General features: G+C 43.7%; 13 protein-coding genes. 12 read left to right on the top strand and 1 reads right to left on the bottom strand.

Annotated features, from left to right (window positions below; translation table 11 throughout):
• Positions 1-265: 265 nt before the first annotated feature.
• The 7 genes from HGO97_RS04650 to HGO97_RS04620 all read left to right on the top strand — a co-directional run bounded on the left by HGO97_RS04650 (position 266) and on the right by HGO97_RS04620 (position 5,574).
• Complete coding sequence (locus HGO97_RS04650; RefSeq protein ID WP_168866768.1) at positions 266-544, top strand: BMC domain-containing protein; 279 nt, start codon at positions 266-268, stop codon at positions 542-544.
• 80 nt (positions 545-624) lie between these two features.
• Positions 625-1,272, top strand: a complete 648-nt coding sequence (gene pduL, locus HGO97_RS04645) for a phosphate propanoyltransferase (protein WP_216239924.1) — start codon at positions 625-627, stop codon at positions 1,270-1,272.
• A gap of 111 nt (positions 1,273-1,383) precedes the next feature.
• On the top strand, positions 1,384-1,650 hold the full coding sequence (locus HGO97_RS04640; protein WP_168866828.1) for a EutN/CcmL family microcompartment protein: 267 nt from the start codon (positions 1,384-1,386) through the stop codon (positions 1,648-1,650).
• Positions 1,651-1,657: 7 nt separating this feature from the next.
• Positions 1,658-3,007, top strand: coding sequence for an SLBB domain-containing protein (locus HGO97_RS04635; protein WP_216240254.1), 1,350 nt, complete (start codon positions 1,658-1,660; stop codon positions 3,005-3,007).
• Positions 3,000-3,548 carry a BMC domain-containing protein gene (locus tag HGO97_RS04630; protein ID WP_216239923.1) on the top strand — a complete coding sequence of 183 codons (549 nt, stop codon included), beginning with the start codon at positions 3,000-3,002 and terminating at the stop codon, positions 3,546-3,548. Before HGO97_RS04635 ends, HGO97_RS04630 begins: the two co-directional genes overlap by 8 nt.
• A gap of 104 nt (positions 3,549-3,652) precedes the next feature.
• Positions 3,653-4,417, top strand: a complete 765-nt coding sequence (locus tag HGO97_RS04625) for a DeoR/GlpR family DNA-binding transcription regulator (protein ID WP_216239922.1) — start codon at positions 3,653-3,655, stop codon at positions 4,415-4,417.
• A gap of 11 nt (positions 4,418-4,428) precedes the next feature.
• Positions 4,429-5,574, top strand: a complete 1,146-nt coding sequence (locus HGO97_RS04620; RefSeq protein ID WP_216239921.1) for a 1-propanol dehydrogenase PduQ — start codon at positions 4,429-4,431, stop codon at positions 5,572-5,574.
• A 129-nt stretch (positions 5,575-5,703) separates the two neighbouring features.
• Here the strand turns inward: HGO97_RS04620 and HGO97_RS04615 are convergent, their stop codons facing one another.
• Positions 5,704-6,573, bottom strand: coding sequence for a helix-turn-helix domain-containing protein (locus HGO97_RS04615; protein WP_216239920.1), 870 nt, complete (start codon positions 6,571-6,573; stop codon positions 5,704-5,706).
• Positions 6,574-6,854: 281 nt separating this feature from the next.
• On the opposite strand from HGO97_RS04615, the gene HGO97_RS04610 reads away from it, so the two are divergent.
• From HGO97_RS04610 to HGO97_RS04590, 5 genes are all read left to right on the top strand, one after another.
• Positions 6,855-8,360 (top strand): sugar ABC transporter ATP-binding protein, encoded by a 1,506-nt coding sequence (locus tag HGO97_RS04610; protein ID WP_216239919.1) that lies wholly within the window; start codon positions 6,855-6,857, stop codon positions 8,358-8,360.
• 2 nt (positions 8,361-8,362) lie between these two features.
• Positions 8,363-9,373: an ABC transporter permease gene (locus HGO97_RS04605; protein ID WP_216239917.1), complete on the top strand. Its 1,011-nt coding sequence runs from the start codon at positions 8,363-8,365 to the stop codon at positions 9,371-9,373.
• Positions 9,373-10,650, top strand: a complete 1,278-nt coding sequence (locus HGO97_RS04600) for an ABC transporter permease (protein ID WP_216239915.1) — start codon at positions 9,373-9,375, stop codon at positions 10,648-10,650. The genes HGO97_RS04605 and HGO97_RS04600 overlap by 1 nt, the downstream gene beginning before the upstream one ends.
• A gap of 64 nt (positions 10,651-10,714) precedes the next feature.
• A complete protein-coding gene (locus tag HGO97_RS04595; protein WP_216239913.1) occupies positions 10,715-11,908 on the top strand; it encodes a substrate-binding domain-containing protein in 1,194 nt (397 codons plus the stop codon).
• A 186-nt stretch (positions 11,909-12,094) separates the two neighbouring features.
• On the top strand, positions 12,095-13,609 hold the full coding sequence (locus HGO97_RS04590; RefSeq protein ID WP_216239911.1) for an FGGY-family carbohydrate kinase: 1,515 nt from the start codon (positions 12,095-12,097) through the stop codon (positions 13,607-13,609).
• The last annotated feature ends 11 nt before the right edge of the window (positions 13,610-13,620 follow it).

Here is a 13,620-nt window from a genome sequence, read left to right as displayed (position 1 = left end):
CAGTCAGATGGCAGAAGAGAAGAAACCAACAGACGGCGAACAAACTGCTGGTTCCAAGGAAACAGCAGGAGCAGCAAAAAAGAGCACTGCCAGGTCAACAAAGGCTGCGAAAAGTACAGCGAATAAGACAACCGGCACTGCAAAAGCTGCATCCACCAAGAAAACGACTACAGCTAAGGCGCCGGCCAAGACCCTTCAGAGGGTAAAACAGACGGCGCAGCAGGCGGAACAAGTAGAAGAAATTCAATTAAAGGAGGAAAAAAGAATGTCACAGGAAGCATTAGGAATGGTTGAAACAAGAGGTTTAGTAGCATCAATCGAAGCAGCAGATACAATGCTCAAAGCAGCTAATGTTGTATTAGTAGGAACAGAGAAGATCGGTTCCGGACTTGTAACAGTTATGGTTCGTGGAGACGTCGGAGCAGTGAAATCTGCAGTTGAGTCTGGTGCAGAAGCAGCAGGAAGACTTGGCGAATTAGTAGCTACACACGTAATTCCAAGACCACACAATGATGTAGAAAAGATTCTTCCTACAATTAAATAATTAGTTCTGGTTAGTGTGCCGCTTTAGTCAGAGGATATCTGCACTGGCGGCACACTATAAGCTAAATGAGGAGAATTGATATGGACAATAGTAATGTAGCATTAATTACCAAAATGGTATTAGAAGCTGTAGAGAAACAGAAAGCATCTGATGATACCGGATATATGGTTCCGATTGGGGTGTCTGCAAGGCATATCCATCTGACACAGGAGCATGTAGAGGCTTTATTTGGTCCGGGATATCAGTTAACTAAGAAAAAAGAGCTTATGGGCGGGCAGTTTGCTTCCAACGAGCTGGTCACCATCGTAGGTCTAAAGCTTAGGGCAATAGAGAATGTCAGAATCTTAGGACCTGTCAGAAGCAAATCACAGGTGGAGATTTCTGCAACAGATGCAATCCGTCTTGGTGTGAAGGCTCCAATCAGAGAGTCCGGCAATGTTGCCGGTTCTGCAGCAATCGCGGTTGTAGGGCCAAAGGGCGCGATTTATCTGGATGAAGGATGTATCATCGCAAAGAGACACATCCACATGTCACCGAAGGATGCGATGGCAGCCGGGGTACATGACGGAGATGTTGTTTCCGTAAAGGCAGATAACGAGAGAGGAACTGTTTTCAATCACGTGCAGATTCGTGTAGATGACAGCTTTACCCTTGAGATGCATATTGATACTGATGAGGCCAATGCGGCTAAGATCGCCACAGGTGATACCGTCAGGATCATTAAATAAGAATTACATAAAAAGAAGTGCACTGGCACATTAGTATTTCACCTGTTCACAGGAAAAGTGCTGATGTGTCAGTGTGCACATTACGAATCAAAGTCGCATTAGGAGGATGTTATGCTGATAGGGAAAGTAAAGGGTAGTGTTGTTTCAACACGCAAATGTGAAAATCTGGTCGGCAATAAGTTTATGATTGTAGATGTTTTGGAACATATGCAGACTGGTGCAAAACAACTCATTGCGATTGATAAGATTGGTGCAGGTATAGGTGATTATGTGTTAGTATCACAGGGAAGCGCCGCAAGGATCGGTTCTGGTATGCCGGACGCACCTGTTGATGCAGCAATAGTTGGAATTATTGACGATGGAACAGGACTGGAGTAGTGAAATGATGGAAATGAAAGAATTAAGCAGCATATTGCAGCAGAATGGTATAGTTGGTGCAGGTGGTGCAGGCTTTCCTACTTATGCAAAGTTAGATGAACGTGCAGAGACAATCATCCTGAACTGTGCAGAATGTGAACCACTCTTAAGATTACATAGACAATTACTCGAAAAGTATGCACAGGAAATCGTTGAGACCTTCCATATGATGGGGCAGGTTGTAGGTGCAAAAGAAGTAGTTATTGGTATTAAAAAAGCTTATAAAAAGACAATTGATGCGTTGAATGAGGTAATTGGGGAGTATCCAGAGGTAAGGCTCGGGCTGCTCGACGAGGTCTATCCGGCGGGAGATGAAGTCGTGCTGATCTACGAAGTGACCGGCAAGGTCGTAAGGCCGGGCGGACTCCCGATTGAAAGCGGAGTCGCTGTCTTCAATGTGGAGACTGTATATAATGTATATAGAGCGCTCAATCAGAAGACTCCGGTTGTTGACAAATTGGTGTCTGTAGTTGCAGAAGTGGAACATCCGGTCACAGTCCGTGTCCCGATCGGAACAACGATCGAGGAAGTAGTAAGGCTTGCTGGGGGGACTACAACAAAGGATGCGGTGTACTTCATCGGAGGACCGATGATGGGATTTATCGGAACAGGTTCTCAGCCTGTGACAAAGACGACTAACGCAGTATTGGTACTGCCGGAGGAACATCTTATTATTCAGAAGAAGAGACGTAAGTCATCGATCGACTTGAAACGTGCGGCAGCATGCTGCTGTCAGTGCACGATGTGTACAGATCTATGTCCGAGAAATCGTCTAGGACATCCGATTGAGCCGCATTTATTTATGCGTGCAGCTACCTGTAAAGATATGCAGGAGCCGAATATCTTTATCAATACCATGTTCTGTTCTTCCTGTGGATTGTGCGAGATGTATTCCTGTATGCAGGGATTATCACCGAGATCTTTAATGGCAGAATACAAAGCTGGTCTTCGTGCCAATGGAATCAAGCCGCCGCAGGGTGTAGTTCCTAAGCCGGTAGGAGAAGAGAGAGAATACCGTAAGGTCCCGATGGAACGTCTGATGGCAAGACTGGATCTGACGAAGTATGATAAAGAGGCACCTCTTGATGAGTCAAGAGTTCCAATCAAGAAAGTGAAGATCCTTTTAAGCCAGCATATTGGTGCACCTGCGTCTGCAATCGTGAAACAGGGCGACCAGGTGACAAGAGGACAGATGGTCGCTGAACCAGGAAAGGGCTTAAGTGTGGGCATCCATGCAAGTATAGATGGTACAGTCATCGAAGTAAGTGAGAAATATATTGTAATAGAAACTCAGGAAGGACGTGCAGGCAATGAGTAAGGCAATTGGAATGGTAGAATATAAGACTGTTTCATCAGGTGTAGTAGCAGCAGATGCTATGGTAAAGACTTCTGAAGTGAGTATAATAGAGGCTCAGACAGTATGTCCGGGAAAATATATTGTAATTATTTCAGGAGATTTAAGCGCCGTGAATGCAGCAATCGAGACATCTAAGGAACTGCACGGCAAACACCTGATCAACAGTTTCGTACTCGGCAACCCACATAAATCAATCTTCCCTGCAATCTATGGAGCTACTAAGATTGAAGAGGTATCTGCTCTCGGTATTATGGAGACATATGATGCGACTTCTATCATTGTAGCGGCGGATGAGGCAGCTAAGACTGCGATTGTTGATCTGATCGAGCTGCGTATCGCCAGAGGAATGTGCGGGAAGTCTTACCTGATGCTGACAGGTGATGTGGCGGCTGTGGAAGCAGCAATTGAGAAGGCAAAAGCTGCAGTGGCAGAAGAAGGTATGTATCTCGATTCTTCTGTAATTGCACATCCCGATGCAAAGATTCGGGAAGCGATTTTATAAATTACAGAACGATCTATCGTCGTGGGGCACTGCGGTATGTAGTGAGGGCCAGACGAATAGAGATAAAGGAATCTGTATGATGTAAGTGACCGGGAGGCAGTGTGATGCTGGCAATAGAACGACGGAATGAAATATTAGAAAAACTGCAGGCTGAACGGCGTGTAGTAGTAAGTGAATTAAGCCAGATCTATGAGGTTTCTGAGGAGACGATCCGAAGGGATTTAGAGAAGCTGGTCAATGACGGTTATGCCATTAAAAGCTATGGCGGAGCTGTCATCAATGAGAACGTAAATATTGATTTACCGTTTAACATCAGAAAAAATCACAATGTGATAGGCAAACAGCGTATAGCAGAGCTGATCAGCTCAAGGATAAAGGACGGAGAGAGCGTCATGCTGGACGCAAGCTCCACAGCGGTATATGTTGCCAAGGCATTGAAAGGGAAAAGAAATCTGACATTGATCACGAATTCAGTGGAGATCATCATTGAATTATTTGATGTGCCGGACTGGAGTGTACTTTCAACAGGCGGCGTGTCCAGAGAAGGGTCATTGGCCCTCGTGGGACCGCAGACGGATAAAATGCTCCGTTCATATCACGTGGATAAGACAATCATTTCCTGCAAAGGATTCGATTTAAAGTCCGGTCTTACAGATTCTGATGAACTTCTTGCAAACAATAAGAAGACGATGTTAGATGCAGCGAAGGAAAGAATTCTCGCTGTGGACAGCAGCAAATTCGATAAGACGGCCTTCACAGCAGTAGGAATGCTGGAAGATATTACGACCGTTGTTACTGACGAGAAGCCTCCGGCCAGATGGCTGCAGGCATTAAAAGAGTTAGGGATAGAGTGTATCTATCCGAAGTAGAGGAAGGCACTATGAAAAGCTTTGATATTAAGACAAAAATATATTTCGGTGATCAGGCGCTGGACCGTCTGATCGAGATACCATACCATAAAGTATTGGTCATTACAGACCCATTTATGGCACAGAGTAATATGATCAATCTGATTACAGATCCTCTCAAGAAAGGGAATATCGAGTTTGATATCTTTAAAGATGTCGTGCCGGACCCTCCGATTGAGAAAATCAGTGAAGGAGTCAAGAAGATGCTGGAATATCGGCCAGAGGCGATCATCGCTGTGGGAGGCGGTTCTGCCATTGATTCCTCCAAATCCATCCGCGAATTTGCCCTCCGTGTAGATAACTATGCAGAGGTCGGGCTGATTGCAATACCGACTACGAGCGGGACGGGTTCAGAGGTAACCTCTTTTGCGGTCGTATCTGATCCGAAGGAACAGATGAAGTATCCGCTGGTTTCCAGAAGCTTGACCCCTGATGAGGCAATTCTGGATGCAGAGCTTGTAAAGAGCGTGCCGCCGGCAATCACGGCTGATACCGGTATGGATGTATTTACACATGCTCTGGAAGCTTGTGTAAGTACAAACAGGAATGATTTTTCAACTGCCCTTGCAGAAAAGGCAATTGAGATCTGTGGTGTTTTCCTGCTCCGTGCATATCTGGACGGGAATGATACACATGCGAGACAGAAGATGCACTCTGCATCCTGCCTTGCTGGACTGGCATTTAATTCTGCATCATTGGGAATCAATCACAGTATGGCGCATCAGCTTGGTGCTACTTTCCATGTACCACATGGACGTGCCAATGCAATGCTGCTTCCGCATATCATTGAGTTCAATAGTGATATCAATAAGCACAGCAAGAGCCGTACCGAATATCTCCCTGCTGTAAAGAGATATTCTACAGTTGCACAGATCCTTGGATTGAGCAGCTACAATAAGATCATGACAGTACGTTCCCTTGTTAACTGGGTACAGTTCATGTTAAAAGAGATGGATATCCCACTGTCAATTTCACAGTTAGGTAAGATTGACAAGGAAGATTACTTCAATGCAATCGACCGTATGGCAGATGCAGCTCTGGCGGATGCTTGTACAGCAACGAACCCGCGTGTGCCGAGAAAAGCAGATATTGTTCAGATTTATAAAGATCTGTGGTAAAGTATAGAAAGAAAAGATGTAAAAAAATCAGTCAGAAATTTAGTTACGTATAACAGGGCTTCCTCCCTGTATAGAAAAAGTACGGATTCGGTATGTGGAATATCGAACCCGTACTTTTTTCACCCCTTTTTAATAATAATCCCGGTATTCACTGGGAGTCATATGTACAGAACGTTCAAAAGCCCTCAAGAAAGTGAGGGTAGTCTTAAATCCGACCTGGCTGGCAATAGAGTTGATTGAAAGCTTGGAGTAAGCAAGTAGTTCCTTCGCCTTATTGATTCTGAATTCATTTACATACTGGTGTATCGTTACTCCCATCTGTTTTTTGAATATCTTGCAGAAGTAGTACTTGGAGAAGCCGACCTGGTTCGATATCGTTTCGATGCTCAATTCATCTTTATAGTTCAAAGAGATATACTTTAGTGCAGCATTGATATTATTCTCCTGAGCAGGGGTCATCTCTTTGATGGTGCTGATATTAAATGCGAGATCATATAAGGAAGTAAAAATATTGTGGATCAGCATGGAGGAGTGGATATATTTCCATACATCATTATATGGCTCAGTAGATTCCGTTAATATATAGTAGAGATCCATAAAATGATCCAGTACATTGGCAAACGGATTACACAGAATAATGTTATCATGGGTGCGGACCAGATTGTAGAAACGTTTTGCATGACTTCCCCCGATGATGAAATAATAATATTTCCATTCTTTTGATACCCTGGTAAATGTAAGGGTCGTATTACAGGCTGTCGTGATGACAGAATTGGGCTGTACATAAAAAGTTCTTTTATCTTTTGTGTAGCGTACAGTACCATCCAGAGAGTATAAAAGAAGATATTCGTTATAGTTATTTTTTTCTCCAAGGACAAATTTTCTCTCGCTGCAGTATCCGCATTCTTTTACTGTGAATGGAAAAGAGTCCGACATGGAATTGGGAGAAAAATAATAGGTATTAAACTTTTTAGGAAAATCTCTTTTGGGTGATGGCATACATGTGTCCTCCTCTATTAGTACAATGTAATAAATGAAATGAAAAACAAAAAAAGTTACTGTTTAAATTCACAAATGTTGTTTATAGACAAAATTTGATTTTTTGATGAAAAACCACTAAAAAATTATAACATTAACTAGCAAAAATGACAAATGCTTTAAAATAGCAATTTTAGATAGCGAAAAAACAAATTATGATATTGAATTAAGGGGTAAAGGTATGGATACTAGGTACATAGACAGGAGGTAAGCAGGACAAAAAAAGGAAAGGGGAAAACAAGATGAGCGATTATATCTTGGAACTGAAAGATGTAGTAAAAACTTTCGGTGGTGTTACTGCATTGGATGGTGTACATTTTCAGTTAAAAAAAGGTGAGATACATGCTCTGATGGGTGAGAACGGTGCAGGTAAATCTACCTTCATCAAAGTTATCACAGGAGTGCACCAGCCAGACAGCGGATTAATGTTATTGGAGGGAGAGAAGATTACTCTTCGATCAACAGAAGATTCCGCAAAATTAGGAATTGCTGCTATATATCAGCATGTTACAGCATTTCCAGACCTGTCAGTAACAGAGAACATCTTTATGGGACAGGAGATAAAGAACAAGTTCGGGATATACAATTGGAAACTAATGACAAAACGGGCAAAAGAACTGATTGAGCCATTAAGTAAAAATATTGATGTATCCAAGCCGATGAGCACTCTTTCTGTTGCACAGCAGCAGTTAGTCGAGATTGCCAAGGCGTTATCAAGAGATGCAAGAATTTTGATCATGGATGAGCCTACAGCATCACTTTCCAGAAGAGAATGTGAAGAGCTGTACCAGATTACAGAGCATTTGAGAGATGAGGGCGTTTCCATCATCTTCATCACACATAAATTCGAGGACATGTATCGTCTGGCAACGAGAGTCACGGTATTCCGTGATTCCAAATACATAGGCTGCTGGGATGTTGACAAGATTTCGAATCAGAAGCTGATTGCAGCAATGGTTGGTCGTGAATTAACACAGATGTATCCGCCAAAGAATGCAAAAATTGGAGATGTTGTGCTGAAAGTCAACAATATTTCCAAGGAGGGATACTTCAAGGATGTATCTTTCGATGTACGTAAAGGTGAGATTCTTGCCCTTACGGGTCTGGTCGGAGCCGGACGTACTGAGGTATGTCAGAATATTTTCGGTATCATGACTCCAGATAAGGGAACGATTGAGCTGGAAGGGAAGACAGTCAAGATCAACAGCCCGATCGATGCTTTAAAGTACGGTATCGGACTGCTTCCAGAGGATAGACAGACACAGGGGCTAATCAACGAACTGCCGATTTACCAGAATGTATCATCAGCCGATATGAGCAAGTTCGTAAAAGGGGCGAAGATCGACGTTGCTGCAGAGGAAAAGAAGGCAATCGAGCTCTGCCAGAAGATTCAGCTAAAGGCAAAAGACATCAGTGCACCGCCGTCTTCTTTATCAGGTGGTAATCAGCAGAAGGTCGTTTTTGCAAAGCTTTTGAACTGTGACCTCAAGGTACTGATTCTCGATGAGCCTACCAAGGGTATCGACGTTGGAGCAAAGTATTCTATCTATGAGATCATGAACGAACTGACAGCCAGTGGATACGCAATTATCATGGTTTCTTCGGAAATGCCGGAGGTACTTGGAATGGCTGACAGAATCGTAGTTATGAGAAATGGACGAGTTGCCGGACAGTTTGAGTCAGAGGGAACGACCCAGGAAATGATTCTGGAAGCGTCATTAAAACAAGAAGAAGGGAAGGAGAGTTAAGAATGGGAACAACAGGAAAAAATAAATCACTACTTTCCCGGATGACAGAAAGCAGAAACTTTGGACTGATTCTCGGACTTGTTGTGCTTCTGATCATTGCAGCTATTATCACACCATCAATGTATTCTCTGAATTCTTTGATGAACATGCTTCAGAACAATGCAGTATACGGACTTCTTGCAATTGGTGAGATGATGGTCATCCTGACAGCAGGTATCGATATTTCTATCGGGGCGACTCTGTCACTGACCGGTGTTGTATGCTGCCGCCTGATGGCTGAAAATCCGGGCGTGCCGGCAGTTGCGTGGGTACTTCTTGCTCTGCTGATCGGTGCTCTCTGCGGTGCTTTTAATGGAATTCTGGTTGGATATTTCAAGATGGTGCCTATGATCGCCACACTTGGTACGATGTATGCATTCCGTGGATTTTCCTTCTTATTCAGCGGTGGACAGTGGTGGTTCCCGCATCAGTTCACAGAAGGATATTTAAAATTTGCAACACTCAGGATACTAGGGGTCCCCGCGATCCTATGGATCTTGCTGCTGGTATTTGCACTGGCGATTCTGTTCCTTGGACATACTTCAAGAGGACGTCGTATCTATGCTATTGGTACGAACCGTGAGTCTTCACAGGTCGCAGGTATCAGAGAGGAAAGAGTCGTATTCCTTGCAATGACACTCTGTGGTATGCTCGCAGGACTTGCTGGAATGCTCTACACAGCGAACTATGCAACATGCAGCTACAGTATCGGTGAATCCTACGAGATGACAGCTATCGCAATCTGTATTCTTGGAGGAGTCAGCATCAATGGTGGAAAAGGAAAAGTAGATGGAGTCATCATCGGTTTCCTCATGATGTCAGTCATCACATACTTTATCAGTCTTCTTCCAGGATTGAGTGTATGGTCTGATGCAATCCAGGGAGCAATCATCATTGCAGCGGTTGCACTGAATATTTATATGGAACGCTCTGCTGAAAAGAGAGCACTTAGAGAAAGGGGTGCTTTAATCTAATGAGTGGAGAGAACAATACAACAAAAACAGCACCTGTAAGAGATTTAACTGTAAAACAGGGCTTTAAGTTATCGAAGTTTTTAGTAAGCTGGGAAATGGTACTGGTATACATACTGCTTTTGATCAACATCGTATTGATGATGAAAAAGGCGAACCTTTATTTCTCACCAGGAACCATCCAGGCAATCATCCAGTCAGGTATGGATGTATGCCCGCTCGTACTCGGAATGATATTTATCCTAATGCTCGGTGATATCGATGTATCCGTAGCCTCTACGATGATTTTTGCATCCATGATCACAGGTCTGTGCTGTCAGGCAGGTATGCCGGGAATTGTCGGTGTCATTGCAGGTATCCTTGCCGGCGGACTGTGTGGTGCATTCAACGGATTCTTTGTTGCATATATAGGAATGCCTGCGGTTATTGTAACAATAGCAACGTCCATGCTGTTTAGAGGAATTGTTAAGATTATTCTGGACGTAAACGTATTGAAAGTATTCCCAAGCTTCTATACTGCAATTGCATGGACAAACATTGCGGGAATCCCGCTTTCACTGATTATCTTCCTTCTGATGGGCGCAGGTTTTGTCTTCATCCTTCAGAAGACAAGATTCGGAAGAAGGCTTTACATTATCGGTAATAATGCTACATGTGCACAGTATTCCGGTATTGATGTAAGAAAAACAAAATTATTTGTATTCGTATTAATGGGATTCATGTGCGGAATCGCATCTATCTTCTTCGTAGGACGTATGGGAGGCAGTGTTTCCTCTACCATGGGTACTGGTTATGAGATGACAGCAATCGCTATCTGCGTACTTGGTGGTGTGTCTACGAATGGTGGTAAAGGTAAGGTTTATGGCCCGATCATTGCAACATTGATTATGGCATTCCTTACATATACACTTGGACTTTTGGAAGTAGATGCAAATACAAGAAAGATTGTAACTGGCTTTATCCTGATCATTGCCGTTCTGATTCCAAATGTAAATAGACAACTGATGGCAAACATTAAACTGAAAGTCGTATTCAAGGGAAACAAGAACGTAGAAGCTTTGAATAATAAGACAGCAGAGGAAGTTAAAGTGCTCAAGAACACAATTGCAGAGACAAGAAAAGACAGTACTTTAAACGAAGCTGATAAATCTGCTAAGATCAAGAAATGCGAAGATAAGATCGCATCACTCCAGAAAAAATGTAAGGAGCAGACGGCGGTCTGGCTTGAGGAGCAGAAGGAAGACGAAAGAAAAGCAAAGGCACGTTTTAATACAAAGTAAGAAGTGCAGCGGATTATAGGCAGCCAAAGAGCTGTTTATATAATAAAAACAAGGAGGAAGTAATATGAAAAATTGGAAAAGGCTGTTAGCATTGGGGATGAGCACCATGATGCTTGCATCTTTAGTAGGATGCAGCACAACAAAGTCTGACTCTACAACTGGAGGGGACTCAGGCGACAAGAAAGCAGCAGCAAGCGACGCAGGCAGTGATGACGCATCACTGGAAGGAACACATGTATTTATGTTCAAATCAACAGGTAACTCTTTCGGAGATCTGATGTATCAGGGATTTTCAGAGTACTTGGAAGCAAAGGGCGAGAAGACCGCTTATAAGAGCCCTGCTGAGACAACAGTAGCAGCTCAGGTTCAGATGCTTGATGAGCTTATTACACAGAAGGTTGCTTCTATCACAATCTCCACAAATGGTGATGCTGGTTATGATGAAGTGTTCAAGAAAGCAAAAGAAGCAGGAATCCCGATCGTATCTGTAGACTCCGAAGCAAACCCAGAATATCGTATCTGCCATGTTAACCAGGCTGAGACCGCTGATATCGGATCTTACCTCGTAGAAGCAGCAGTTCTGATCACACTTGGTGTGGATTATCCTGGTGATGGAAAGATGGAAGAAACAGTGAAGACAGAACTTGGAAAATATTCAGGGGATGAAATCAAATTAGGTGTTCTTTCTGCATCTATCGATACACCAGTACAGAACTCATGGATTGCAGCTATGGAAGACGAGCTTTCAAAAGACTTCTATGCTGGAAAAGTAAGTCCGGATCTTGACAAGAAATATGGTAATGATGACTTAACAGAGTCCACAACACAGGCTCAGGCATTTATCGCAGAGAACAAAGTTGACTGTATCATTTCTCCTACAACAGTAGGTATCGCAGCAGCAGGACAGTCTCTGAAATCAGCGAACAGCGAAATTAAACTGACAGGTCTTGGACTTCCATCAGAGATGCAGTCCTTTATGCCGGCTAAAGCTGATGATGATGCATTCGAATCTGTATGCCCATACATGATGCTGTGGGATGTTATCCACTTAGGAGCAGTTTCAGGTGCAGCTACATATGCAGCAGTAAACGATGGATACGATGGAAGCGTTGGATCTAAATTCGATATGGATGCATTCCGTGACTACGAAGCAACTTCATACGAGACATATCAGAGTGGAGATGGCACAGCTGTTCTTGCTGGAACACCTTACATCTTCTACAAAGACAATATGCAGGATTGGATCGACGTTCTGTAAGAGAATGCCCGATTGCAAAATAATCTCATATAGATTATAATCTTATTGAGATCCTATGAATCATAAATAAGGAAGAAAATTCTGGTGGGGATTTTCTTCCTTATTTTGTAACCGGTACAGTGTTCATCGACAGTCATCGGTCATACGCGGTACCGGCAGAACGCAGCAAGAAACAGGAGGAGAAGCATGAGATATTTGATGGGAATTGACAATGGCGGGACCTTTTCCAAAGCCGCAATATTTGATGAGAATGGATGCCAGGTCTCTGTCGCCAGTGTGCCGACGGTAACGATTACTCCCAAGCCTGGATATACGGAGCGGGACATGGAAGAATTGTGGCAGGTAAATGCTCAGGCAGTCCGTCAGGCAATTGAAAAGAGCGGTGTGGACCCGAAAGATATAGCCGGAGTCTCTTATTCGGGACATGGGAAAGGACTGTATCTGGTCGGGAAGGATGGCAGGAGCGCATATAACGGCATTGTTTCCACAGATGCAAGAGCATGGTCCTATGTGAAGAAGTGGAAAGAGGATGGAACGGCAAAAAAGGTCTATCAGAAGACATTTCAGGAGATTCTGGCCTGCCAGCCTGTCAGTCTGCTTGCATGGTTAAAAGACCATTGCCCTGAGGTGATTGAGAATACAAAGTACATTTTTGCAGTCAAAGATTATGTGCGTTATAGAATGACAGGGGAAGCCTACGCAGAATACACGGATTTCTCTGGCGGCAATCTGGTCAATATGACGACCGGGGAATATGACAGAGAGCTTCTTTCCTATATGGGATTGGAAGAGGTCTATGAAAAGCTTCCTCCGCTCAAACATGCTGCGGATATCTGCGGATATATTACAAAAGAAGCAAGTGAGATGACCCTTCTTAAAGAGGGGACCCCAGTTGCGGCCGGTATGTTCGATGTAAATGCCTGCGGCATCGCGTCAGGCTTATCAGACGAAGAGAAGATGTGCATGATTGCGGGAACATGGAGCATCAATGAGTTCATTGCAAAGAAACCAGTCCTGAACGGGACAGTCGCGTTAAATTCCATGTTCTGCATTCCGGGATATTACCTGATTGAGGAGAGCAGCCCGACCTCCGCAGGGAATATGGAATGGTTCATTCGTAATCTGATGAACTATGAGAAGGCAGAGGCGAAGGAAGCTGGCGGTTCTGTCTATGATATAACGAATGAATGGGTGGAATCCATCGAGCCTCAGGATAATGGGATTATTTTCCTGCCATTTTTAAATGGATCGAATGAGGATGCACTAGCCAAAGGAACATTCATCGGGCTGACAGCCTATCATAATAAGAAGCATATGCTCAGAGCCGTTTATGAAGGAATTGTATTCTCACATATAACTCATGTGAAGAAGCTGCTGCGTAACCGTGAGGTTCCGGCGAGTATCCGGCTTTCCGGCGGAGCAGCCAATTCTGATGTCTGGGTACAGATTTTTGCAGATGCTCTGCAGATACCAATCGATGTGATAGAGGACAAGGAGTTGGGAGCACAGGGGGCAGCGATTGCAGCCGGAATCGCAGTTGGAATATACCGCGATTATGAGGATGGCAGCCAGAAGACTGTAAAGATTACGAAGACAGTATTTCCGCGTCCTGAGTATCAGGAGATCTATGAGAAAAAGTATCAGACATACCGCCGTGTGATCGAGGGCTTGAGTGGTGTCTGGGAGTGCTTTGAAAACTAAGGAAACTTAAG

It is taken from the genome of Faecalicatena faecalis (assembly GCF_012524165.2).
In the GTDB taxonomy this organism is placed as follows: domain Bacteria; phylum Bacillota; class Clostridia; order Lachnospirales; family Lachnospiraceae; genus Faecalicatena_A; species Faecalicatena_A faecalis.
The sequence above is the reverse complement of the archived record's forward strand: the minus strand, read 5'-3'. Positions and strand labels throughout refer to the sequence as shown.